The following is a 23,571-nucleotide window of genomic DNA, read 5'->3' as shown; positions in this document are numbered from 1 at the left end:
GGTCGCTCCCTTCGCGGGAGCGTGGATTGAAACACAGCGTAACGAGTATAGTTAAATATATTATTACTGTCGCTCCCTTCGCGGGAGCGTGGATTGAAACCTGATAATAATTTTGCTTTGCGCATTGTCGCAACTAGTCGCTCCCTTCGCTAAAGTGCAGATTGGAATAAAGTCAAAATGACCCTGTTTCGTGTTTTTAAACTGATGATCTGAAATGACAACTTATGTCGATAACTTTGATAGGTAGATTGTATACTGTATTCACAGTAAAGAGGAGAGGAAACGTCATCTTTGAAAAGTGAGATAATTTATAACCTTTTTAAATCATATAGTTAGAGCTTTTCATCGTTTTGGTGGCAAAAAACATTTTAATAAAATTCTTGACAAGAAAGTGGGGTTCCGCTAGAAGAGACGTGGTTTGTATACACCTCTAAAAAATGTGTATATGCACATTGAAATTGTGTGGGGCGGCTTGGTCTGAAAAAGCATTCTTCATGCAAATTCCCGTTATGGAGATAATATCGTTATGGTCGAACAGTATCTGGTCGATTACATGTATGTGATTGTGCTGCTGATTATGGGCATAATCTGTGGCTTGGCACCATTGCTGCTGTCGGTGTTCTTTGCCCCTCGTCATCTATACAGTAAAACTCGTGAAACCTATGAGTGTGGTATGGATCCTTATGGTTCTGCATGGAATATCCGTTTTGATATTTCATACTACCTCTACGCTCTGATCTTTCTTGCGTTTGATGTTGATGTTCTTTATCTGTTCCCCGTTGCGACTGCCTTTGATACGGTTTCGGCAGTACGAGGAATTTCTGAACTATTGATCTTTGTTGGCATTTTATCTCTGGCGATTGTTTATGCCTGGGTTAAGGGAGTATTTACGTGGCCGAACAGAAGAAAAGCCTGCTAAACATCCACTCCTATTCAAAGGAGTGTGCAGAGCGCTACGATGGCGCATCTCAGCAGCGAACCAAGACGGTTGATGAGTCACCTCTGGTGCAGATGAAGTTGTCTGATGCGATTTTTGATCTGTGTCGGGCTAATTCACTTTGGCCGCTGACTTTTGGTCTCTCTTGTTGTGCTATTGAGATGATGTGCAGTGGTATGGCGCGTTTCGATTTAGCCCGTTATGGGGCTGAGGTCTTTCGTCCTTCACCGCGTCAATCGGACTTGATGATCGTTGCTGGTACTGTGAACCGTAAAATGGCTCCAGCTCTTGTGACTTTGTATGAGCAGATGCCGGCTCCACGTTACGTTATTGCTATGGGTAACTGCGCTATAGCTGGTGGTCCTTTTGCTGTTGAGGCAAACTATGATGTTGTTCTGGGTGTTGATAAGTTGATCCCGGTTGATGTTTACGTCCCTGGTTGCCCTCCACGCCCGGAAGCCTTGATTGAGGGAATTCTGCAATTGCAGGAAAAAATTACCGGCAAGCGTTTCCCATTCCCGCAGAACAAGATGCCGGAGGGTGCGTAGAGCGATGGACATTAATAAAGTAAAAAAACAGTGGCAAGGTTTGACGACGGCGATTGAAGAGGTCGACTACGCTGTGAGTGGTTATGACTATAACCTCTCCTTAGAACGTGACAAGGTGCGTGATCTTGCCGTTTTGATGCTCGATGAGGGGTTTTATCTGGTGGGTTTGATGGCGGTGCATGTCGCGCCAGCGATTGAGATGGTCTATCAGTTTGCTTACCATGAGAGCCGTTGCCGGGTCATGGCTCGGACCAGCGTTGACGAAAATGGTGAAATCGCTACGATCTCTGATATTTTTCAGGGTGCTAACTGGCATGAACGTGAGGTTCGTGATCTGCACGGTGTTGTTTTTATTGACCATCCATATCTTCACCCGTTGATTTTGGCAGAGGAAGACGTTGATCTGAAGCCGCTATTAAAGGCTGAGGGCAAAGTTAAAAATGTTGATGCGATAAGGCGTAAGCCGCCTGAGCCTGCGCCCGAGCCAAAACCTAAGGTTGTCCCTGAGGTGAAGCCCGAAGCCACCAAGAATCAGGAGCAGAGCTGATGAGTATGGATATTGAAGTATTGGAAGATAGCAGCCACCATCGCTATGTCCTGAATATGGGTCCACAGCATCCAAGTACTCATGGGGTGTTGCGGGTACTACTGGAGCTTGAAGGTGAGTACGCGATGCATCTGTTGCCGGTTCTCGGTTATGGACATCGTTGTCATGAGAAGATCGCCGAATTCAAACCAGCCAAGTCATTTATGCCAAATACGGCACGGATGGATTACCTTGGGGCGTTGATTTATAACCATGGCTTCGCGCAGTTGCTTGAAAAGGCTGTCGGTATTGAAGTGCCTGAGCGGGCTGAATACATTCGTGTGATTACCTCGGAGCTGAACCGGATTCAAAGTCATCTGCTCTGGTATGGGGCTTACTTGCTCGACCTCGGGGCCTTTACCCCGATTATGTACGCTTTTGATGACCGCGAACATATCCTTGATATTCTTGAAGATGTGACCGGCTCCCGTCTGACCTATTGCTATTTCCGGGTTGGTGGTGTGAGTAAGGATATCGATGAAAAGTTTGTGACCAAAACCCGAGCTTTTATCGATCGTCTCCGTAGTCGTTATTCATTATATGAAACTTTGGTCAACGGCAATGTTATTTTGGAGAATCGTCTGAATGATGTTGGTGATCTGAACCCTCATACCTGTAATCGTTATGGTATCACTGGCCCGTTATTGCGTGGTACTGGTGTTGCGTACGATATCCGCCGCGCAGAGCCGTATTCAATCTATTCGCAGTTTGATTTTGAGATACCGACAGCGACCAAAGGTGACTGTATGGCGTCATTCATGGTTCGTTTCCGTGAGCTTGAACAAAGCTTACGTATTATCGAGCAGGCGTTGGATGGTTTGCCAGAAGGTCCAGTGATGGCAGCTAAGGTTCCCAAGAAGTTGAACATTCCTGCCGGTGATTATAATAGTTCGGTAGAGTCTCCACGTGGTGAGCTTTCGTTTTATCTAGTTTCTGATGGAACGGATGTCCCGTATCGTCTCAAAGTGAGAACCCCGTCATATTCAAATTTGAGTGTTGTTCCTGAGATGTGCCAGGGAATGCTTATTTCGGATGTGGTATCAGCTATGGGGGCTCTTGATCTGGTTATCCCCGAGATTGACAGGTAGGGTATATGGAAATCTTTAACAGTTTACTTCCGGAGCTAATTCGGATCGTTGTTTGTGCCGTTTGCGGAGCCGTGATCGTGTTTGGCAATGCTCTGGTGATGGGATATGCCGAGCGGAAATTGGCAGGCCGTATCATGTTGCGACCTGGCCCCATGGAGGTTGGCTTTCATGGCCTCTATCAGCTGGTTGTTGATGGTTTGAAGCTGATGGGTAAACAGTTGGTAATCCCTGTGAATGCGGATAAACCACTGTATATGCTCGCGCCTCTGCTCGCTTTTGCTCCGGTCTTTGTTCCCCTGCTGGTTTTGCCCTTCAGTGAGAAAATTCAGGGCTTTGACCTCGATATCGGGATGCTGGTGATTCTGGCTTTCGCCTCTATCAACGTCTTGGCAATTCTGATTGGTGGGTGGAGTTCGAATAATAAGTATTCGTTGTTTGGTGCTATCCGTTCAGTGGCACAGAACGTTGCTTATGAAATTCCGATGTTGATTTCTCTGCTGGCGATTGTCTTCATGACCAATACGTTCAGTCTCAAAGAGATTGCCGCGGCACAGAGCCCGGTATGGTTTGTGGTTATTCAACCTCTGGCATTCCTGATCTATATTGTTGCTATGGTTGCTGAGACAAACCGGGCCCCGTTTGATTTGCCCGAAGCTGAGAGCGAACTTACCGCCGGCTTTCATACCGAATATAGCGGCATGAGTTTCAGTCTGTTCGTGCTCGGTGAATATGCGAATATGTTCATTGTCTGTAGTGTTGCAACAGTGTTTTTCCTTGGCGGTAGCTCAGGAATTCCACTGCCGTTTTTTGAATACACCGGGATCGTCTGGTTTTTAATGAAGGTCTATCTGCTGATGTTCTTTCTGGTCTGGATTCGTTGGACTTACCCGAGAACGCGTTTCGATCAGTTGATGAACTTTTGTTGGAAGTATCTGATCCCATTTTCTCTGGTTAACCTACTTATAACTGTCGTGATGGTGAAACTGGTATGAAATCCTATTTCTCAGAGTTGTTCAGGGGAGCATGGAGCCTAATCCTTGGCCTGAAGGTCACTATCAAGGCGATGTTCTCACCCATTGTTACTTGCCAGTATCCACGCGAAAAACTGGAGATCACTCCAAATTATCGTGGTCATATTGATCTGGTCAAGTTTGCCGATACCGGAACACATAAATGCATATCCTGTGGTAGTTGCATGCGTGAATGCCCGTCCGACTGTATTGTCGTTGAGGGGGAAAAGCGTGAGGGCGTCAAGGGCAAGGTGTGTGTTGTTTTTAACTTGGATTTTACCAAGTGTAGTTTATGTGGTGCATGCGTTGAGGTCTGCCCGACAAAAACCCTCGATTATTCCAATGATTATGAATTGGCTGGGTATGAGCGTGCGAATTTTCACTTCGACCTCTTAAAGAGAGTGGAGGAACGGGAATGATTGTCTTTGAGTATGTCGCCGAGGCTCTCTTTTACGGTTTTGTGGCGTTGACATTCATGGGGGGATTTATGGCTATCCGCTCGAAGATGTTAATGCATGCAGTTCTAGGCTTGGCGGTTGCATTGTTCGGTGTTGCTGGTCTCTATTTTTACTTAGGGAGTCCGTTTCTGACGATGATGCAAATCCTGATTTATGTTGGGGCCGTGTGTATCATCATTGTCCTTGGCGTCATGATCGGTAATACACCGGACCAGCTTGCAGCCAAGAAACAGGAAAGAAAAAATCTGCCTCTAGCTCTGGTGACCTGTTCCGTTGCATTCATTGGTTTGTTTGTCGCCATGATCTTACGGACTCATTTTACAGCAGCCTCAGAGCGGGTTGGAGATATGTCCATACGCTTTGTCGGTGAGAATCTGCTTTATCAATATTGTCTGGCCTTTGAATTAATTTCGGTCATATTACTGACAGCCATTATTGGAGCCATCATTCTCGCTCGTGATGGTCGGGAGGAAAAGACATCATGATGATCAGTTCCAATTTAAATACATATCTGATTATCGCAGCTGTCTTGCTTGTTATTGGATTGTACGGCATGGTGCAGCACCGTTCGTTGATCGGCATCTTGATCTCGAGTGAATTTATCCTCAACGGTGCCGCATTAAACTTTATGGCATTTAATCACTTTGTCGCACCAAATCCTGCCGTCGGGCAGATATATGCTTTGTTTATTATGGGGATTGCTGCTGCTGAGGCGGCAATCGCGATCAGTATGATTATCGCGGTGTACCGTAAGTATCAAAGTGAAGATCCTGAAGAGCTTCAGGATATGAAAATGTGATATTGCACCTCTGACGTTTTTGCAGTTGGTAACGGCAGTCACGCTGTTTGCTGGCACGACACACCACTTGAGAAAGTACATGCAATGAACACAATTATCACCAGTAAAATTGTTATAACAACGATGATCCCGATGATTACGGGCTTACTTGTTATGCTCACGGGGAAAAAAGAGAATCTGCGCGATAGCCTGTCGACCATCGGTGCTATTCTGACCTTTGCCTCGGTTTTGAGCTTCCTGCCTGTGATTCAGGCCGGAGATCAACTGCAGTATACCCTGTTTGAACTTTACCCCGGGGTTTCAGTTAAGCTGAATCTCGACCCGCTGGGAGTCATCTTTGCCCTTGTGGCATCGTTCCTGTGGATTCTTGCCAGCCTCTATTGTGTTGGCTATATGCGTGGTCTTGAAGAACATGCGCAGACACGCTTCTATGTGTGTTATGCCGTTTCCGTTGGTGCGGCCATGGGTGCAGCATTCTCTGGAAACCTGTTCACCCTGTATTTGTTCTATGAGATCGTTTCCATCTTCACCTATCCACTGGTTATGCACCATCAAGATGAAGAGGGTTATGCGGGGGCCAAAAAATACATCATTTACCTGATGTTCACCTCAAAGGCCTTCTTGTTGCCGGCCATGGTGATCATCTATGTTGTTTGTGGCACCCTGGATTTTAATTCCGCTAACATTGCCCAGGGAATCTTCCCGGCTGACGCTGATCGTTATGTGGTTGTTGCCGCATATCTGCTTTGCCTCTTCGGTTTTGCCAAGGCGGGTATCATGCCGTTACATAACTGGCTGCCTGACGCCATGGTTGCTCCTACTCCAGTCAGTGCATTGTTGCATGCTGTTGTTGTTGTCAAGGTCGGTGTGTTCTCCATCAGTCGTGTGATGTTGTCGATTTTCGGTACCAATATTCTCAATGAGACCGGATTGGGCCTGATGACGGCTTACTTTGTCTCCTTTACTATCTTGATAGCATCAGTTATCGCTTTGACTAAAACTAACCTGAAAGCCCGTCTGGCGTACTCTACGGTGAGTCAATTGTCCTATATTGTTCTCGGCGTCGCTATGTTAACGCCGAATTCAATTACGGGTGGTTTGATCCATATCGCCAACCATGCATTTGCCAAAATCACTCTCTTTTTTGCGGCGGGCTGTATCTTTGTCGCGTCCGGTAAAAAAGACATTTCTGAAATGGGTGGATTGGGAAAACGGATGCCTTGGACTATGGTCGCCTTCGGTCTGGCTTCCTTGGGGATGATTGGTGTCCCTCCTGTCGGTGGTTTTGTGACCAAATGGTATTTGGCCCTGGGGACAATTGATCTCCATAACTGGATATTACTTTGTGTTTTGCTGACCAGTAGTTTACTCAATGCCGGGTATTTTGTTCCAGTTGTTCTGAAAGCCTTTTTTGGCAAGCCCTTGCCAGAAGATGAAGGTTTAACCAGTAGTCTTGAGAGCCAACCGCTGATTATGTTTATGGTGGTTCCGCTAGTGATAACTGGAGCTATTTCGGTACTTATTGGTGTCTATCCAACTCTGTTTCTCGACCTTATTAACCTATTGGTGAAGTCATGATTGTTAATTTTCTAACTTACTTGCGGGAAAGGCCTGGTCTGCTGAAATGGTCATTTGTGGCCTATTTGGTTTTTGCTATCGGGTTTGATTTTTTTGCAGATCGTTCGCATGCCCATTTCTGGGGTGATCACCTGGTTGGGTTCTGGGCGGTCTTCGCTCTCGTCGGTTGTCTGGCAATGATAGTTTTCTGTAAAGGGCTCTCACACGTGTGGCTGGAGAGGGACAAGGACCATTATGACAAGTAGTATATTTATGCATCCAGCCACCATGTTTATTGTTGGTGCGCTGCTATTGCCCTTAGCCAAGAAAATGAAGATCCAGAAGGTGTGGTTGGTTTTGATCCCTCTGGTAGCTTTTATTCAGATTCAGTACTTACCAGAATCATTTGGAAAAGTTGACTGGCTAGGAGTCGAACTCCATTTTGGTCGGGTTGACCGACTGACGATGGTTTTTTTACACGTATTCACCTTGATGGCGTTGATCGGCAGCATTTTTGGTCTACACGTTAAGGAGAGTGGTCAGCACTTCGCTGCCTGGTTGTATGTTGCCGGTTCATTGGGCACAACCTTGGCCGGTGACTATTTAACGGTATTTATATTCTGGGAAATGATGGCATTCGCCTCTGTCTTCCTGATCTGGTACCGCAAACGTAAGCGCTCTATTGAGGCGGGTTACCGGTATTTACTCGTGCATACTTTTGGTGGCTTGATTCTGCTCGGCGGGATTTTCCTCCGCTATCAGAATGTCGGCGACCTGACGTTTGATCTGATTTCGGTTGATCATGCAACTGTTGCTGATTATTTGATCATGATTGGCTTTATGCTCAATGCCGCTGTTCCACCGATACATGCTTGGCTTCCTGATGCATACCCCGAAGCGACAGTTACAGGCGCGGTCTTTATGTGCGCGTTTACGACCAAAACTGCTGTCTATGTTCTCGCACGTGGGTTTGCTGGATTTGAAACGTTAACAATCCTGGGTGCCATTATGACTCTGTATGGGGTTGCTTACGCGGTTATCGAAAATGATGCGCGACGGATTTTGGCTTATCATATTGTTAGTCAGGTCGGCTATATGGTCTGTGCTGTCGGTATCGGTACCGAGATGGCGATTAACGGCGCAAGTGCACATGCTTATGCTCATATTCTGTACAAAGCGTTGTTGTTCATGGGGGTAGGGAGTGTTCTGGAAATGACCGGACGTTCCAAACTTAGTGAGTTGGGCGGCTTGTATAAGTATATGCCATACACCATGATATTCACAGTTATCGGTGGTATCGCAATTTCTGGCTTCCCGCTAACGAGTGGTTTTATCAGTAAGTCGATGATTATTACTGCGGCAGGAAACAACCATCAGTTGGTTATTATGAGTATGCTGCTGTTAGCAGCTGTCGGGACGTTCCTTTCAGTTGGCATCAAGTTGCCCTATTTTATCTTTTTCGGCCCGAGAGATAGTGGTCTGAAACCAAAAGAGGCGCACTGGAATATGCAGGTTGGCATGTTTATGGCGGCTTTCATGTGCATTTTCCTTGGTTTCTATCCCGATTATCTTTATGACATGTTGCCCTACGCTGTGCATTATCATCCATACACCAGTTACCATCTGACTGAGACTTTTCATCTCCTTGGTTTTACGGGGCTTGGTTTCTATTTCATGGTCAAATATCTGAAGCCTCATGATGTCTCAAATCTTGATCTTGATTGGTTCTATCGTCGCGGTGCAGGTTGGTTCATGTGGTTTGCAAATAAGCCTGTTAGTTCGACAAATGAATGGATTAGCAATGTTTATAAAAATATTGGGTTGCGTCTGACAATGGCACTTGCGCGAGCTCTTTCCTGGTTTGATTGGGAAGGGATTGATTGGGCTCTTGATGGTAGCGCTCGTGGTGTTGTTAAGGGTGGAGAACAGGTACGACAGTTTCAAACCGGAAAGTTGCAGCATTACATTGGCGCTGCAGTGGCTCTGTTGTTCATTGTCCTTATCGTTGTAGTTCTGGTCTGACCCTGACTGCTATTTTAACCAGCCAGGCAATTACTCTTAGACAGTAGGAAGTCATGGAAAACTATCTAATCCTGAATACATTGAACTTTCCGATTCTATCGTTGCTGTTGATCGTACCGGTAATCGGAGCAATTGTGGCCATGTTTTTACGTGGTGATACAGTGATCAAATTCTGGTCTCTTGCTGTTACTTTAGTGACGGCGTTTATTTCACTGCCACTATGGAGCAACTTTGACCAGGCGACTGCGAAGTATCAGTTTGTTGAGTTACGTCATTGGTTTCCCGCTTTAAATCTCAATTATGTCGTTGGTGTCGATGGCATTAGTGTATTGCTTGTGCTGCTCACTACCCTGGTTATGCCCTTGTGTGTCCTCTGTTCGTGGACCTACATCAAAACCCGATGGAAAGAATTTGCTGTTGTTACCTTGTTGATGGAAACAGCAATGATCGGTGTTTTTGTCAGTTTGAATACCGTGCTCTTCTGGATCTTCTGGGAGGGGATGCTTGTCCCCATGTATCTGATCATCGCTATTTGGGGCGGTGAACGAAAAGACTATGCTTCGATCAAATTCTTTATCTACACCTTTGCTGGAAGTATCTTCCTGCTTGTATCGATCGTCGCTATGTACATCAAAACTGGAACCTTCTTTATCCCTGAGTTGATGGCTTTTGAATTCACCTTTTCATTTCAGGTGTGGATCTTTCTCGCATGTGCCCTTGGTTTCGCAATCAAGATGCCAATGTTTCCTTTCCACACCTGGTTGCCAGCAGCTCATGTTGAGGCTCCGGTCGCAGGTTCTGTTATCCTCGCCAGTATTCTGTTGAAGATGGGTGGCTACGGATTCTTGCGCTTCTGTCTGCCTATGGCTCCGACGGCGACACTATATTTCGTCCCCCTATTGCTTATTATGTCACTGGTCAGCATCATCGTAGGCGGTTATCTCGCTTTAGGACAGACCGATATTAAAAAGTTGATCGCTTATTCTTCGGTCGGCCATATGGGATTTGTGACCTTGGGAATCTTCCTCTTGAATGATGCTGGTATCAAGGGGGCGATGCTTCAGATGATCAACCACGGGGTGACAACTGGTGCTCTGTTTATTCTCATCGGGATAATTTATGAGCGGACCCACAGTCGGGAGATCGCTGATAACAGCAAGCTCGGAATGTTTATGCCGATCTATGTGACCTTTCTGGGAATATTCTCTCTTTCGTCTTTGGCTTTTCCTGGGACCAACAGTTTTGTTGGCGAGTTCCTTGTTCTTTATGGTGCTTTCGATAAGTACCCGCTGGTTGGTGCGATCTCAATTCTCGGTGCCGTTTTGGCCGCTGCATACATGCTGCGCCTGATGCAGAAGATGGTCTGGGACGACTCAGATGGTCATGCCCATCATGGTGATGATCATGGAGACAAAGGCGGACACACTCTGTTCGATTGTAACTTCCGCGAATTTATTCAACTGGCGTTCTTGACCGTTTTTGTTTTCTGGATTGGTCTTCATCCGACGCCACTGCTTGATATGATGGATTCTAGTGTGGCTCATCTTCTTCAGCAGATAGATGCTGGTAGTGTCCTGCCGGAAGCTGTGCATCATGGTGAGAGCCATGCACTGCTGGAAAATGCCGGTACTTGGATCAAGAACCTCTTTTAACTCACGAATCGGATCAACTTATGCTAAACACGGTTTTTATGCCAGAAATTGCCCTGATGATGACGACCTTGGTTTTGTTTTTTATGACCTTGGGCAAGTTTCGTACTGGTACTGTCCAGGCAGTAAGTCTGGTGCTGGCAGCGGTTACCTTGGTTGTCACTGTCGCTAGTATTGGTACTCAGGGACTGATGTTTTATGATGTCTATCGAATTGACTCCCTGTCCCAATTGTTCAAGGTTGTCATTGTCCTTGGTTTGTTTCTGGTCTTTTTACTTGGCACTGGTCTGACTGGGATTGAAGAAAGATTGCATACAGAATACAACATGTTTCTGTCGATCAGTGCTCTTGGTCTGGTCTTCTTGAGTAGTTCTGTTGAGCTGCTGACAATGTTGTTGAGTCTGGAAATATCGTCATATGCTCTGTATGTCATTATTCCATTTCGCCGGGGACAAGGTCGCATCCACGTAGAAGCGGGAATTAAGTATCTCCTTTTTGGGGCTGCTTCGACGGGTTTGACTCTCTATGGAATGAGCTATATCTTCGGTTTGACACATACAACCTACCTTGTTGAGCTGACTGAAAAGCTACCAGGATTAGTTGCAACGCAACCTCTGGCGGTGATTGCAATTGTTCTGGTCATGACCGCATTCTTTTATAAATTGGCAATGTTCCCTATGCACTTTTGGGCTCCTGATGTTTATCAGGGGGCAGCAAATGAAACGACCGGTTTTGTTGCAACTCTGCCTAAGGTTGGCGCCGTTTTGATCCTGCTCCGGTTTGTCTCGGTCGCCGGTGTCGATATCACTCAAGTGACTTGGGTTTTGGCGGTTATCGCTGTCATGTCAATGGTTTTTGGCAACTTCAGTGCCTTGGTACAAACTGACTTGAAGCGTTTGCTTGCATACTCCAGTATCGCCCATGCAGGTTATGTCATGATTGGTATTTTGACGGCCGATGAAATGGGTATGGCAGCTGCGGTATTTTATGTCATTGGTTACCTCTTGATGAACTTGGGTGCATTTTACGTGATTTACAATATTTCACCCAAGGGTGAAAATGTCACTTTTGATGATCTGAAAGGTTTATCACGCCGCTCTCCGCTGTTAGCGCTAACTTTGCTTGTGTCAGTCTTTGGCATGGCTGGTGTGCCACCGACCATCGGCTTTATGGGTAAGTTTATGGTGTTTACCGGAGCTCTCGATAAAGGGTTCTATGCGTTAGTGATTATCGCCATTATGAATGCGGCTGTTGCTGCCTTCTATTACCTGAAGATGGCACGGGCCGCATATTGCGCTGCTGACAATGAGCAGGACGTTATTATCCTGCCATTCGGAGCAAAGATAATGGGAACCTTCTTTATTCTCGCAATTATATTGATCGGTGCTATGCCGCAGAGTATCCTGGCTGCTGCTAAAGAGGCTGTTGCTACACTACTGTAATTACTCAGTTTATGATTCTACAAAAGCCCACCTGAATTCAGGTGGGCTTTTGCGTTTAGCCATCAGCAGATAAAGGTATAGGATTTGTCTTGACAAATTATCAATTGACCATATAAAGTCTGCGGTTGCAGCGCAATATCTGCGTTTGTATGTTAGCTCAAAATATAGGAGAATATTAACAATGTATGCGGTGATCAAGACCGGAGGCAAACAGTACAAAGTTTCCGAAGGCGACCTGTTGAAGGTCGAAATGCTTGACGGTGCAGTGGGTGATACCATTGAACTCGATCAAGTCCTCATGGTCGGTGGCGCAGAGGTTAAACTCGGAACACCTCTCGTACCAGGTGCAAAGGTTAAGGCACAGATCGTAGCCCAGGAAAAAGATAAGAAGGTCCTTATCTTTAAATCCAAACGGCGCGGTGGCAGTCGGAGAAAATTCGGCCATCGTCAACCCATTACCCGACTTAAAGTCGCGGCAATCGAAGCTTAAGGAGGCACTCTCATGGCTCATAAGAAAGCGGCCGGTAGTTCCAGGAACGGACGTGATAGTGCCGGTCAAAGACTAGGTATTAAACGTTTTGGTGGTGAAGCAGTTTCTTCCGGTTCAATCCTGGTTCGTCAACGTGGCACAACTTTCCATCCCGGTGTGAATGTTGGCTGTGGCAAGGACTACACCTTGTTCGCAAAGATTGACGGTGTTGTAAAGTTTGAAACCAAGGCACAAGGACGTAAGCATATCAGCGTTTACGCTGACTGATCAGCTTGGTTAAGCATGAATTAAGAAGAACCCGGTATCGCTTTGCGGTGGCCGGGTTCTGTCGTTTTTGGAGTTTTTAGCGGAGTGAATCGATGAAGTTTGTTGATCAGGTGCGAATCGAAGTTAAAGCGGGAGATGGGGGCCGTGGTTGTGTCTCATTTCTGCGTGAAAAGTTTGTCCCCAGAGGCGGACCTGACGGTGGTGACGGTGGTGACGGTGGGAATGTCTACTTTGTGGTCGATAGCGCTCTGTCTACATTGCTTGATTACCGCTATCTGCATCATTGTAAAGCGAAAAATGGCGCGCCAGGTTTGGGTAAAACTAAGCACGGAAAAAATGGTGATGATTTAGAATTGCGTGTGCCACAAGGGACACTGATCTATGATGATGAAACCAATGAAGTGCTCGCGGATTTGACTGAAGTTGGCGAACCGTTACTGTTTCTCCCTGGAGGTAAAGGGGGGCGCGGCAATGCCCGTTTTGCGACGAGTACCAATCGAGCTCCACGGCATGCTCAACCAGGAATCCCCGGTGAAGTTAAGTCATTACGATTGGAATTGAAATTATTGGCAGATATCGGTTTAGTGGGTTTGCCAAATGCTGGAAAATCAACTTTGATATCATCGTTGTCGGCAGCCAAACCGAAAATTGCCGATTATCCATTTACTACCCTTGTCCCGAATCTCGGAGTCGTTCCGTATGGGGGGTACAAGACCATGGTCATGGCTGATATTCCTGGTTTAATTGCTGGTGCCAGCGAAGGTCAGGGTCTGGGGACACGGTTTTTGCGACACGTTGAACGGACCGATTTATTTCTCCATCTTGTTGATACTTCCTGTATGCAGGAAGGGGATCCGTTTGAAAATTTCGAGATGATTAACAATGAACTTAAGCGTTATGATCAATCCTTGACCGGCAAGCCACAAATTGTTGTCTTAACCAAAATTGATGTCCCCGAAGTCCGACAGCAGACATCGGAATTGATGGAACATTTTCAATCACTCGGTTATTTGGTCTTTAGCGTATCAGCTGTTACTGGTGAAGGGCTAAAAGAGTTGGTCACTGCCGTTGGTGATGAACTCGACCGACTTCGTTCAGCTTAACTTTGCAAACACTGTAGTGTCGTCAGGGGTAACGGCACATGATTATACTCATTTGAGTTGAGGGGTTTATGCGTAAGGCCTTGCTCGCACATGTGAAACGTGTCGTCATCAAAATTGGCAGTGGTGTCATCTCTGATGCTCACGGCTTGGAAAATGATCAAGTTGCTTCGATTGCTACAGGTATTTGTCGTCTCATCGACCAGGGTCTGGAAATTATCGTGGTTTCATCTGGTGCGGTAGCCGCAGGGAAGAGGCAACTTGGAATTAATGGACGTCCACAGACGATTCCGCAAAAACAGGCTGCCGCAGCCATAGGACAGACTCGAATTATCCACGAGTATCAGGAAACTTTTCATGCTCTGAATCATGATGTGGCTCAGGTCTTATTGACCCGCGATGATTTGTCCAATCGCCGCCGCTATCTCAACGCCAGAAATACGGTCATGACCTTGCTGGAGTATGGGATTACGCCGATAGTCAATGAAAATGACACTGTGGTGGTCGAGGAGATCCGTTTTGGTGATAATGATAATTTATCTGCCTTGGTGACGACTCTTTCCGAAGCCGATCTGTTAATTATACTTTCAGACGTTGATGGCTTTTATGATCAGGATCCGCAAGTTAATCCTGAAGCGAAAATGATCCCTGTGGTCGAGAGAATCACACCAGAAGTTGAGTCTCTCGGTGGAAAATCGCACGGGAGCTTGGGAACTGGCGGGATGATTACCAAGATTAAGGCGGCAAAGCGGGCAGGCTTGAGCGGTGTTGGAACCTTGATCGTCAATGGCCGTAGCCCGAATATTCTTGCCCGGGTATTCTCAGGTGAAGATGTCGGAACCTATTTTTTGCCGGCTCACTCAAAATTGACGGCCAAAAAGCACTGGATCGCGTTTTCTAAAAAACCCAAAGGCAAACTGATCGTTGATGAGGGGGGGCAGTCGGCGGTCCTGAAGCATGGTAAGAGTTTGTTGCCATCAGGAATTTGTGGCGTCGAAGGGGGATTTGAGCGCGGTGATGCGGTGCGTCTTTGTACACGGGAAGGCAAGGAGTTTGCCAGAGGGGTGATCAGCTATTCTTTGGCTGAAGTGTTACAAATAATGGGAAAACAATGCGCTGAGATCGAACAGGTGCTCGGTTATAAATACCGGGATGAAGTGGTCTGCCGGGATAATCTGGTTTTAGCAGCGACAGATGAAGAGGAGATTTATTGATGTCAATCGGTGAACAAATGCTGGCTGTGGCTGAGGCCGCAAAACAGGCGTCGAGAGATATGGCAATTTTATCTTCAGCAACGAAAAATCAGTTGCTCTTGAATATGGCGACAGCGCTGGAAGATCATTCCGCTCGTATCTGTGCAGAGAATGAGAGAGATCTCTGTGTGGCACGAGAGAATAATATGGCTGCCGCAATGCTTGATCGCCTTACCTTGACCCCTGAGAGGGTCGTGGCAATGGCCGACGGGTTACGCGAAGTTGCGCTCCTTCCAGATCCTGTTGGTGAAATATCTGGGATGTGGTTGCGGCCCAATGGCATTAAGGTCGGACGGCAGCGTATTCCGCTAGGAGTGATTGGTATTATCTATGAGTCACGACCGAATGTGACTGCGGATGCTGCTGGGTTATGTTTGAAAAGCGGCAATGCGGTGATTTTGCGTGGTGGTTCCGAGGCCATCCATTCGAACCGCGCGATTGGGGCCATCCTGCAACAGCCATTAGAGTCCATGGGGTTACCGCAGGCGGCACTTCAGGTCATAACCACGAGTGACAGAGAGGCGGTGGCTGAGCTATTGCAGCTTGATGAGCAGATAGATCTTATAATCCCCCGCGGTGGTGAAGGTTTGATTCGCTATGTCGCTAACAACTCGCGAATCCCAGTCATTAAGCACTACAAAGGAGTCTGCCATACCTATGTTGATGTTGCTGCTGACTTGCGGATGGCCGAACAGATCTGTTTGAATGCTAAGGTGCAAAGACCCGGTGTTTGCAACGCGATGGAAACGCTGTTGGTTCACCGTGATGTTGCGACCACATTTTTGCCACAGATTGTCTCTGCAATGCGCCAATCAGGTGTTGAGATGCGAGGTTGCGAAGCAGCAAGAAAAATAGTCAAGGACCTGGTCCCAGCAACAGAAGAGGATTGGGCGGCAGAATATCTTGAGTTGATCTTAGCTGTTCGTGTCGTTGCAGACTATGAACAGGCACGCCAACATATCGAGACGTATAGCTCTCTACATACGGAAGTTATTGTGACCAATGATTATCGTTTGTCACAACGATTTTTACGCGAAATTAATTCCAGTGTCGTTATGGTGAATGCTTCCTCACGTTTTTCCGATGGTAATCAGCTGGGGTTAGGAGCCGAGATTGGTATCTCTACAAGTAAGCTGCACTCATTTGGCCCTATGGGGCTCGAAGATCTAACCACACGTAAATTTATTGTCCTCGGGGATGGTCAAATTCGCGAATAATGGAGGATGTATGCGTATAGGGTTGCTTGGGGGAACCTTTAATCCTATCCATTTCGGTCATTTATATATCGCCGCAGAGGTGCAGAAAAGTTGTAACCTTGAGCAGGTGTGGTTTATTCCGACCTGTCAACCCCCACATAAAGATCTAGCCGCAGACATCCCGTTTGAGCATCGGTTGGCCATGGTCGACCTGGCTCTGGCAAATACCCCGCAGTTCCGTAGCTGTGACCTGGAAGGACGACGGGGCGGGGCGAGCTATTCGGTAGAAACGCTACAACAACTCCATGCAAAGTATCCACAGAATGAATACTATTTTATTATGGGGGTTGATTCGTTTCAGGAATTGAGTCTCTGGAAAGATTACCCGCGATTATTTGAGTATGCGCATATTGTGGTAACGGCCAGACCTGGGTACGTCGGCTCAATACCAGAGCTTCTCCCAGTTGCTATCGCAGGGCGCTTCTGCTATGATTCCGACTCCAAAAATCTTCAATGTGATACGGGGTTTTCATTGATTGCTGTGGCCCACACCTGTAAAGATGTATCATCTACGGACATTCGCCAAAAGGTGTCTGCAGGTCTGGATGTCGCGGATCAGGTTCCGCTGGCGGTCATTGATTATATTAAGGCACATCACCTCTATTCTTAAAGAAAATAAGAAGGTAATAATTTGCAATCTATAGAAACAGGAATGTTAGCTGTTAAGTACGCACTCGATAAAAAAGCAGTGAACCTCAAGTTACTCGACGTCAGAGACCTCTCTACCCTAACCGATTACCTGCTTATTGCTACGGGACGATCCGACCGGCAAGTCCAAGCTATCGCTGAAAATATCAAAACAGAACTTAAACATAGCCATCACGTCCTGCCGTTGGCAATCGAAGGAATGGACAAGGGGCGCTGGGTTCTACTCGATTATGGTGATATTATGGTTCACGTGTTTCAACAGTCTGTTCGTGAATTTTATGACCTTGAGGGCCTATGGAGTGAAGCTCCCGAGGTTGAACTGGAACAGACTGAAGCGTAGTGAAGTTTAAGCTGATCTGCATTGGCAAGTTGACTGAAGTTTGGCAGCGAGAAGCGGCACAGGAATACGCTGCACGGGTCCAACGGTATTTTCCTCTGGATATCGTTGAACTGAAAGAAGAAAAAGGGGGGCGCAAAGGAGATCAGACGGGGCTGCTCAAGCGAGAAGGGGAGCGGCTTCTGGAAAAGGTCCCTGCCCGGACTTTTGTTATTGTTCTTGATGAGCGGGGACGAAATCTGGGTTCAGAGTCATTTGCGGATCTCCTGTCCACAGAAATGCTCCATGGTGGCCGCGATTGGTGTCTTATCGTTGGTGGGCCTTATGGCTTAGCTCCTGAGGTTCGGAAGCAGGCAGATTTGATCCTGTCGTTGTCAAAGATGACTTTTACTCATCAGATGGCTAGAGTTTTGTTACTTGAACAGCTCTATCGGAGCTGTACCATTATTAAAAATGAGCCCTACCATAACCGGTAGGTAGTTTATGGAGGTGGATTGCCCAATGGATGTTAAAGATCTAGCAGAGATTAAGGCGCATTTGATTGAGATGCGTGATGAAGTTTTGGCTGATTCTGAGCGTGCTTATGCCGCTTCTCAGTCATTGGGTAAAGATGGCGTTCCCGACATCGGTGATATGTCTGCCAATAGTTATCATCAAGAAGTCTTGATGAATCTTAGTGAAACTCAGCGATCCAGAGTGCGCGATATTGATGCTGCTTTAGAACGAATTGATAAGGGTGTTTACGGTCTTTGTCTCCGCTGCGAAGAAGAGATTCCCGCGCGGCGCATGGAAGTCAGGCCATTTTCCCGATATTGTGTTGACTGTAAAGCTGAAGTAGAAAAGTTTGGTGAGTAAATAACCCTGTGACCCGCACTGTGGGTTAGCTTGGAGATGGTCATGATTTTAATTGCTGTCCTCGTTTTAGCTTTTATCCTCTTTGCTGTTGGATTTTTGTACTTCTGGGGAATTAACCCGGGAGATATGACAATCTTTCTGACCACTGATCTCAGTTACACTCTGCCATCGGCAATCATGCTGATCTGTGTGTTGTTGATTGGTCTGCTGTTAGGCAATGGGATCCATTTTTTGAGCGCATTTATTTATTCCTTCCGTAACTGGAAGGGGGGGCGTCTCTTAAAGAAGGCAGAAGAGATAGAAGCCATCTATCGGAGTGGTGTCGGTCGACTTCTCTCCGGTGATATGAAGCAAGCGCGGGCGTTGTTGAAAAAGGCATTAGACCGGGATCCGCAGCGGATTGACTGTTATCTCGCTCTGGCTAGCGTAGCGTTGCAAGAGGGAAATCCGCAAGAGGGGATTGACCTGCTGAAAAAAGCTCTGAAAATTGAACCTAAAGGGTTAGAGGTTCTCTTTAAACTGGCCCTGACTTATGAAGAAAGTGGCCGGCGTGAAGAGGCCATGGCCGTCTATAAAGAATTGTTGGATGGCGATGTTAATAACCGCAAAGCAATGCGTGCGTTACGTGACATTCAAATGGATTTAGGGAATTGGCAGGATGCCCTTGAATTACAGAAGAAGATATTAAAAATATCGAAATCCGGGTCCAAAGCCGATATCGAGAAACAGATTTTACTGCAATTGCGTTATGAGGTTGCGCGTAATGAACTCGAAAATGGCAAACAAGATCAAGCCATCGAAGTTTGTCGCGACATTATCAAACGCAATGTATCGTTCACTCCGGCACGGGTGACTCTTGGCGATGCCTATCGTCAGGCAGGCCGCGATGCCGATGCTATTCGGGTCTATCAGGATGGTTATAAGGCGCTGAAGAGAAGCGTTTTCCTCGCCAGATTAGAAGACCTCTATATCGATGCTGAAGACCCCGCTGCGTTGCTTGCTTTCTATCGCAGCCAAATGCAGGTCGATAGCGAAGATTTACTTCTTAAACTGTACCTTGGGCGCCTTTGTCTGCGACTGGAAATGGTTGATGAAGCCATGCAGCACTTGACCGATTTGGAAAGTTCAGGGGTTGATTTCAGCAAACTGCATCTGCTGTTGGCTGAAGCACAGCGGCGGCGCAATAATATTGAAGAGGCCGTCGTTGAGTATCAGAAAGCATTAAGAATTGATGGTTACTTGTTCCTTGGTTTTGTCTGTGAAAACTGTGGAGCCAAGTTTACTGAGTGGTCTAGTCGTTGTCCGGAATGTAAAACCTGGGATTCTCTGGTCTTACCTGAGCGCAAGCAGATTCAGGATGCTAAACTGATAGAGGAACCAAAAATGATTCCACATGGATCGCGGGAGAGCTGAAATGGGAACAGGGCCTGTAGCCTTAGTTATCTTGGATGGCTGGGGAATTAGTGAAAGCTGTGAAAATAATGCTGCTTGTCAGGCCAAAACTCCGGTCTTGGATGCTCTCCGGGAGACCTATCCCGTCAGTCGTTTAAGCGCCTCAGGGGGCGATGTCGGGTTGCCGGATGGGCAGATGGGCAATTCTGAAGTCGGACACATGAATATTGGTGCCGGGCGGATTATTTATCAAGACTTGAGTCGGATCAGTCTGGCTATTGCCGATGGTTCAATTTTTGATAATCCGGCGTTGAAAAGTCTTTACCAGCAGTTAGCGGCCTCAGGTGGGAAACTGCATCTGCTGGGGTTGCTCTCTGACGGTGGAGTCCACTCCCACAATACTCATCTTTACGCCCTGATCCGGATGGCACAGAAGCTGGGTGTTAAAGATGTCTGTATCCATGCATTTCTGGATGGCCGTGATACCCCACCGAAAAGTGCGGGTGGATATCTGCAACAACTGGAAACGGAACTCAAGCAAATTGGTCTTGGGAGAGTCGTCACCATAACCGGACGCTACTGGGCGATGGATCGGGATAATCGTTGGCAGCGGATTGAAAAGTGCTATCTGGCCATGACTCAAGGTGTCGGGCAATCGGCAGATTCTTCAGCCACAGCGATTGAAGCCGCCTATGCCGCCAACCAGACCGATGAGTTTGTCGAGCCCTGGGTTGTCAGTCAAGCAGGTGACATTAATGACGGGGATGGCATTATCTGCTTCAATTTTCGCTCTGATCGTGTCAGAGAAATAACCCGGGCTTTAACGTCGAAAGACTTTGACGGGTTTCATCGCAATAAAATACCAAGACTTGTCGATTACGTCTGTCTGACTGAGTATGATGAAACCTTTGATCTGCCGGTCGCGTTTCCTTCTGAGGTCTATCCCGATATTCTGGCCGAAGTTGTCTCCAAAGCTGGACTAAAGCAACTGCGAATTGCGGAAACAGAAAAATATGCACATGTCACCTTTTTCTTCAATGGTGGTGTTGAAAAACCCTGGCCCGGTGAAGATCGGGTGCTGGTTCCTTCCCCTCAGGATGTTGCAACTTATGATCAAAAGCCCGCGATGAGTGCCGTCGAGGTGACTGATAAAGTGGTTGCGCGTGTTGAATCCGGTGAATACCAGTTGATTATCCTTAACTTCGCTAATTGTGACATGGTTGGCCACACCGGGGTTTTGTCGGCGGCAATTGAGGCTGTGGAAGCGGTGGACAGTTGTCTGGGACGGGTGGTTGCATCGGTGGTTCAGGCCGGGGGGCAATTATTGATTACTGCTGACCATGGCAATTGTGAACAAATGGTGGATGCCAACGGCCATCCGCATACCGCGCATACCACCAATTTGGTACCCTGTATCTATGTGGATCCAAAACACAAGGATCGACCTCTTCACGATGGCATTCTTGCTGATCTAGCACCAACGATTCTGGAGTTACTGGGATTAGAACAACCGGCTGCGATGACCGGAAAGTCATTATTCATCAGTTGAAAGTGATATGGGAATGGGGGGATTTCCAAGTATAAAAACGTTTTTTCTGCTGTTGTTTAAGCAACTCTTTCCGCCCGCTTGTCCACTTTGCGGACGTCCTCTGTCCGCGACAGATACGGATGTCCTCTGTGATGATTGTCTGGCCGGATTCACTCCTATTCCATCCTCTCATTGTCCCCTCTGTGCTCTCCCCTTTACGGGGAAATCTAATCGTCCCCATCTTTGTGGACGCTGCATAAGAAATCGACCAGCTTACGAGAAGGTTTACAGCGTCGGCCTTTATGATCAGTCGTTACGACGCGCAATACACCATTTCAAATTTAACCGTAAGGTCGGTTTGGATCGCTCTCTTGGGGTGTTACTTGAGCGGGAAGTTGAGGCTGATCTGCCTCTCGATGTTGTCATTCCGGTACCATTGCACCATAAGCGTCTACAGCAACGTAGCTATAATCAAGCACTGCTGCTGGCACGTGAATTTGCCAAAATCAGAAATCTTCCAGTGCTGACTGATCTGTTACTGAAAGTCAAAGAAACTCAATCTCAGCAAGGTCTTTCGGCTAAGCAGAGAGCCACGAACCTGCAAGGAGCATTTGCCATCCAGCGATCGATTGAAAACGCGACAGTGCTTCTAATTGATGACGTGTTAACGACGGGGGCGACCGCCGATGCTTGTTGTCAAGTGCTGCTAACGGGTGGAGCCAAAGCTGTTTATGTCGCTGTTATTGGTCGGGCGGCTTGATGTTTTAAGGGCGGTGAACAAAATATCCCTCAAGGAAGGATGAAATGATACAATAAAATTTTTTGTAGAATCATTTCCATGAGGAGGAGCGATGAATCCAAGCTTGTATCAATTGCTTTCTGAATATCCTCTTGAAGCTTTGTTGCAAACTATTCCTACCGGATTGTTTTTAGTCGATCTTCATAAGACCATCATTTATTGGAACGCCGAGGCCACCAGAATTACTGGTTTCACCGCAGAAGAGGTCGTGGGGAAACACTGCTCCATCCTTTGTGGTGAGTCTTGTCACACTGATTGTGATATCTTTTCCTCATCAACTCCAAAGCCCGACATCGGGCTAAGCTGTTCATTTCAGCATAAAGACGGGCGAACTGTTTCATTGACCAAGAACGTTGATTTACTCCGAGACAAAGGGGGGCAAGTTGTTGGGGGAATAGAGGCATTTATCGATACTTCACGTCTCAAGAAATTGGAACATAGTCTGAGGGCTGCGGTTGAAGAGCGGACTCAACAACTTGAGCTTGAGAAATCAGGTTTACGGGCTGTCCTCGATGGCATGGTTGATCCCGCATACATTTGTGATCCTAGTTATCGGATCTCCTTTGCCAATAGAGCCATGTTAAACATCATCGGTGAGATTGGTGAAAAGTATTGTTATCAAGCGATTTATAAACGAGAGTCTGTGTGCTTGGACTGTCCCTTGCCCCAGGTATTAAAGGGACGAGAGGTGCTTCAGGAGAAAGCCTTGGGCGAACCGGGTCGGACTTATGAAATTATCAATACTCCCTATCCCACAAGGGAGAATCCAACCCATAAGTTGGGAGTCAGTCGGGATATTACCGAAAGATTGGAGTACCGACGGCGTTTGCAACAGACAAATCGAGAATTAGATGCTTTTGTGTCGACTGTTTCACATGATCTGCGCTCACCCTTAACACCCCTGATTGGTTTTGCCGAACTGCTCGATGAGCGCTATGGTGAACAGTTGGATGATATCGGTCAGGATTGTATCTTCGAAATAAGGAAAACCGCAGAAAAGATGAAGGATCTTCTTGAAGATCTGTTGTCGTTATCACAGGTTGGCAAGATGAACATTCCGACATCACCGATTGATGCGACCTCGATTGCTGCAGATGTACAGCTTGAATTGGCGGATATCGTCCTCGAAACGGGGGCAAAAATAACTATTGCTCCCCTTCCATCGGTCACTATCGCGGCATCGTTGCTGACAAACCTGTTTAGAAACCTGCTGATTAACGCATTGAAATATGCGGTGCATCAGAATCCATGTATCGAAATTTCAGGGAAGAAATATCGTGATCGAGTCCGTTACAAGGTTATCGATCATGGTCTTGGTATTGCTCCTGAAGAGCGGGAGAAGATATTTGAACCTTTTAAACGCGGCATTCATAGCAAAGGAATCCCAGGGACGGGAATCGGGCTTGCGACTGTCGCGAAGATTGCTCGGGTTTCTGGAGGCAATGCATGGGTTGAAGAGACCCCTGGAGGTGGAGCAACTTTTATTGTCGATTTTCCGCTAGTGGAAAAATCGAATTGCTGACTGCAAAGGTTTGACATTTATAGAACCG

General features: G+C 46.9%; 26 protein-coding genes. All 26 read left to right on the top strand.

From position 1 onward, the window contains the following. Positions 1 to 526: 526 nt before the first annotated feature. The 26 genes from BLU87_RS12985 to BLU87_RS12860 all read left to right on the top strand — a co-directional run bounded on the left by BLU87_RS12985 (position 527) and on the right by BLU87_RS12860 (position 23,543). Positions 527 to 919 (top strand): NADH-quinone oxidoreductase subunit A, encoded by a 393-nt coding sequence (locus tag BLU87_RS12985; protein ID WP_092349367.1) that lies wholly within the window; start codon positions 527 to 529, stop codon positions 917 to 919. Continuing rightward, on the top strand, positions 892 to 1,485 hold the full coding sequence (locus BLU87_RS12980; RefSeq protein ID WP_092349364.1) for an NADH-quinone oxidoreductase subunit B: 594 nt from the start codon (positions 892 to 894) through the stop codon (positions 1,483 to 1,485). Before BLU87_RS12985 ends, BLU87_RS12980 begins: the two co-directional genes overlap by 28 nt. A 4-nt stretch (positions 1,486 to 1,489) precedes the next feature. Next, positions 1,490 to 2,032: an NADH-quinone oxidoreductase subunit C gene (locus tag BLU87_RS12975; protein ID WP_092349361.1), complete on the top strand. Its 543-nt coding sequence runs from the start codon at positions 1,490 to 1,492 to the stop codon at positions 2,030 to 2,032. Next, positions 2,032 to 3,159, top strand: coding sequence for an NADH-quinone oxidoreductase subunit D (locus BLU87_RS12970; RefSeq protein ID WP_092349358.1), 1,128 nt, complete (start codon positions 2,032 to 2,034; stop codon positions 3,157 to 3,159). Before BLU87_RS12975 ends, BLU87_RS12970 begins: the two co-directional genes overlap by 1 nt. A 5-nt stretch (positions 3,160 to 3,164) precedes the next feature. Next, the gene (gene nuoH, locus BLU87_RS12965) at positions 3,165 to 4,151 is read left to right on the top strand and encodes an NADH-quinone oxidoreductase subunit NuoH (protein ID WP_092349355.1); all 987 of its coding nucleotides are present in this window, start codon (positions 3,165 to 3,167) and stop codon (positions 4,149 to 4,151) included. Next, a complete protein-coding gene (locus BLU87_RS12960) occupies positions 4,148 to 4,588 on the top strand; it encodes a NuoI/complex I 23 kDa subunit family protein (RefSeq protein ID WP_092349352.1) in 441 nt (146 codons plus the stop codon). The genes nuoH and BLU87_RS12960 overlap by 4 nt, the downstream gene beginning before the upstream one ends. Continuing rightward, a complete protein-coding gene (locus BLU87_RS12955) occupies positions 4,585 to 5,112 on the top strand; it encodes an NADH-quinone oxidoreductase subunit J family protein (protein WP_092349349.1) in 528 nt (175 codons plus the stop codon). The genes BLU87_RS12960 and BLU87_RS12955 overlap by 4 nt, the downstream gene beginning before the upstream one ends. Beyond that, positions 5,109 to 5,426, top strand: coding sequence for an NADH-quinone oxidoreductase subunit NuoK (gene nuoK, locus BLU87_RS12950; RefSeq protein ID WP_092349346.1), 318 nt, complete (start codon positions 5,109 to 5,111; stop codon positions 5,424 to 5,426). Before BLU87_RS12955 ends, nuoK begins: the two co-directional genes overlap by 4 nt. A gap of 84 nt (positions 5,427 to 5,510) precedes the next feature. Beyond that, a complete protein-coding gene (locus BLU87_RS12945; protein ID WP_092349343.1) occupies positions 5,511 to 7,004 on the top strand; it encodes a monovalent cation/H+ antiporter subunit D family protein in 1,494 nt (497 codons plus the stop codon). Next, complete coding sequence (locus tag BLU87_RS12940; protein ID WP_092349340.1) at positions 7,001 to 7,249, top strand: hypothetical protein; 249 nt, start codon at positions 7,001 to 7,003, stop codon at positions 7,247 to 7,249. Before BLU87_RS12945 ends, BLU87_RS12940 begins: the two co-directional genes overlap by 4 nt. Then, positions 7,239 to 9,005: a Na(+)/H(+) antiporter subunit D gene (locus tag BLU87_RS12935; RefSeq protein ID WP_092349337.1), complete on the top strand. Its 1,767-nt coding sequence runs from the start codon at positions 7,239 to 7,241 to the stop codon at positions 9,003 to 9,005. Before BLU87_RS12940 ends, BLU87_RS12935 begins: the two co-directional genes overlap by 11 nt. A gap of 53 nt (positions 9,006 to 9,058) precedes the next feature. Then, positions 9,059 to 10,657, top strand: coding sequence for a complex I subunit 4 family protein (locus BLU87_RS12930; RefSeq protein WP_092349334.1), 1,599 nt, complete (start codon positions 9,059 to 9,061; stop codon positions 10,655 to 10,657). A gap of 20 nt (positions 10,658 to 10,677) precedes the next feature. Continuing rightward, positions 10,678 to 12,096 (top strand): NADH-quinone oxidoreductase subunit N, encoded by a 1,419-nt coding sequence (locus BLU87_RS12925; protein ID WP_139167562.1) that lies wholly within the window; start codon positions 10,678 to 10,680, stop codon positions 12,094 to 12,096. Positions 12,097 to 12,277: 181 nt separating this feature from the next. Further along, positions 12,278 to 12,586 carry a 50S ribosomal protein L21 gene (gene rplU, locus BLU87_RS12920; RefSeq protein WP_092349328.1) on the top strand — a complete coding sequence of 103 codons (309 nt, stop codon included), beginning with the start codon at positions 12,278 to 12,280 and terminating at the stop codon, positions 12,584 to 12,586. Positions 12,587 to 12,598: 12 nt separating this feature from the next. Continuing rightward, positions 12,599 to 12,853, top strand: coding sequence for a 50S ribosomal protein L27 (gene rpmA, locus BLU87_RS12915; RefSeq protein ID WP_092349325.1), 255 nt, complete (start codon positions 12,599 to 12,601; stop codon positions 12,851 to 12,853). A gap of 92 nt (positions 12,854 to 12,945) precedes the next feature. Then, positions 12,946 to 13,956, top strand: a complete 1,011-nt coding sequence (gene obgE / locus BLU87_RS12910; protein WP_092349322.1) for a GTPase ObgE — start codon at positions 12,946 to 12,948, stop codon at positions 13,954 to 13,956. A 68-nt stretch (positions 13,957 to 14,024) separates the two neighbouring features. Next, on the top strand, positions 14,025 to 15,167 hold the full coding sequence (gene proB / locus BLU87_RS12905) for a glutamate 5-kinase (protein ID WP_092349319.1): 1,143 nt from the start codon (positions 14,025 to 14,027) through the stop codon (positions 15,165 to 15,167). Continuing rightward, a complete protein-coding gene (locus BLU87_RS12900; RefSeq protein WP_092349316.1) occupies positions 15,167 to 16,423 on the top strand; it encodes a glutamate-5-semialdehyde dehydrogenase in 1,257 nt (418 codons plus the stop codon). Before proB ends, BLU87_RS12900 begins: the two co-directional genes overlap by 1 nt. 10 nt (positions 16,424 to 16,433) lie before the next feature. Further along, positions 16,434 to 17,072: a nicotinate (nicotinamide) nucleotide adenylyltransferase gene (gene nadD, locus BLU87_RS12895; RefSeq protein ID WP_175498392.1), complete on the top strand. Its 639-nt coding sequence runs from the start codon at positions 16,434 to 16,436 to the stop codon at positions 17,070 to 17,072. Between the two features lie 21 nt (positions 17,073 to 17,093). Further along, positions 17,094 to 17,450, top strand: a complete 357-nt coding sequence (gene rsfS / locus BLU87_RS12890) for a ribosome silencing factor (protein WP_245706496.1) — start codon at positions 17,094 to 17,096, stop codon at positions 17,448 to 17,450. Then, the gene (gene rlmH, locus BLU87_RS12885) at positions 17,450 to 17,923 is read left to right on the top strand and encodes a 23S rRNA (pseudouridine(1915)-N(3))-methyltransferase RlmH (protein WP_092349308.1); all 474 of its coding nucleotides are present in this window, start codon (positions 17,450 to 17,452) and stop codon (positions 17,921 to 17,923) included. Before rsfS ends, rlmH begins: the two co-directional genes overlap by 1 nt. A gap of 25 nt (positions 17,924 to 17,948) precedes the next feature. Continuing rightward, a complete protein-coding gene (locus tag BLU87_RS12880; protein ID WP_175498391.1) occupies positions 17,949 to 18,302 on the top strand; it encodes a TraR/DksA family transcriptional regulator in 354 nt (117 codons plus the stop codon). A 42-nt stretch (positions 18,303 to 18,344) separates the two neighbouring features. Next, the gene (locus tag BLU87_RS12875; protein ID WP_175498390.1) at positions 18,345 to 19,715 is read left to right on the top strand and encodes a tetratricopeptide repeat protein; all 1,371 of its coding nucleotides are present in this window, start codon (positions 18,345 to 18,347) and stop codon (positions 19,713 to 19,715) included. A gap of 1 nt (position 19,716) precedes the next feature. Continuing rightward, positions 19,717 to 21,243 (top strand): 2,3-bisphosphoglycerate-independent phosphoglycerate mutase, encoded by a 1,527-nt coding sequence (gpmI, locus tag BLU87_RS12870; protein ID WP_092349299.1) that lies wholly within the window; start codon positions 19,717 to 19,719, stop codon positions 21,241 to 21,243. Between the two features lie 13 nt (positions 21,244 to 21,256). Then, entirely contained in the window at positions 21,257 to 21,982 is a 726-nt protein-coding gene (locus BLU87_RS12865; protein ID WP_092349296.1) for a ComFC family protein, read from the top strand. A gap of 91 nt (positions 21,983 to 22,073) precedes the next feature. After that, positions 22,074 to 23,543 (top strand): PAS domain-containing sensor histidine kinase, encoded by a 1,470-nt coding sequence (locus tag BLU87_RS12860; RefSeq protein WP_092349293.1) that lies wholly within the window; start codon positions 22,074 to 22,076, stop codon positions 23,541 to 23,543. Positions 23,544 to 23,571 lie beyond the last annotated feature (28 nt).

It is taken from the genome of Desulfuromusa kysingii (assembly GCF_900107645.1).
Taxonomy (GTDB): Bacteria; Desulfobacterota; Desulfuromonadia; order Desulfuromonadales; family Geopsychrobacteraceae; genus Desulfuromusa; species Desulfuromusa kysingii.
Note: the sequence above shows the minus strand (reverse complement) of the source record. Positions and strands in the feature narration are given on the sequence as shown.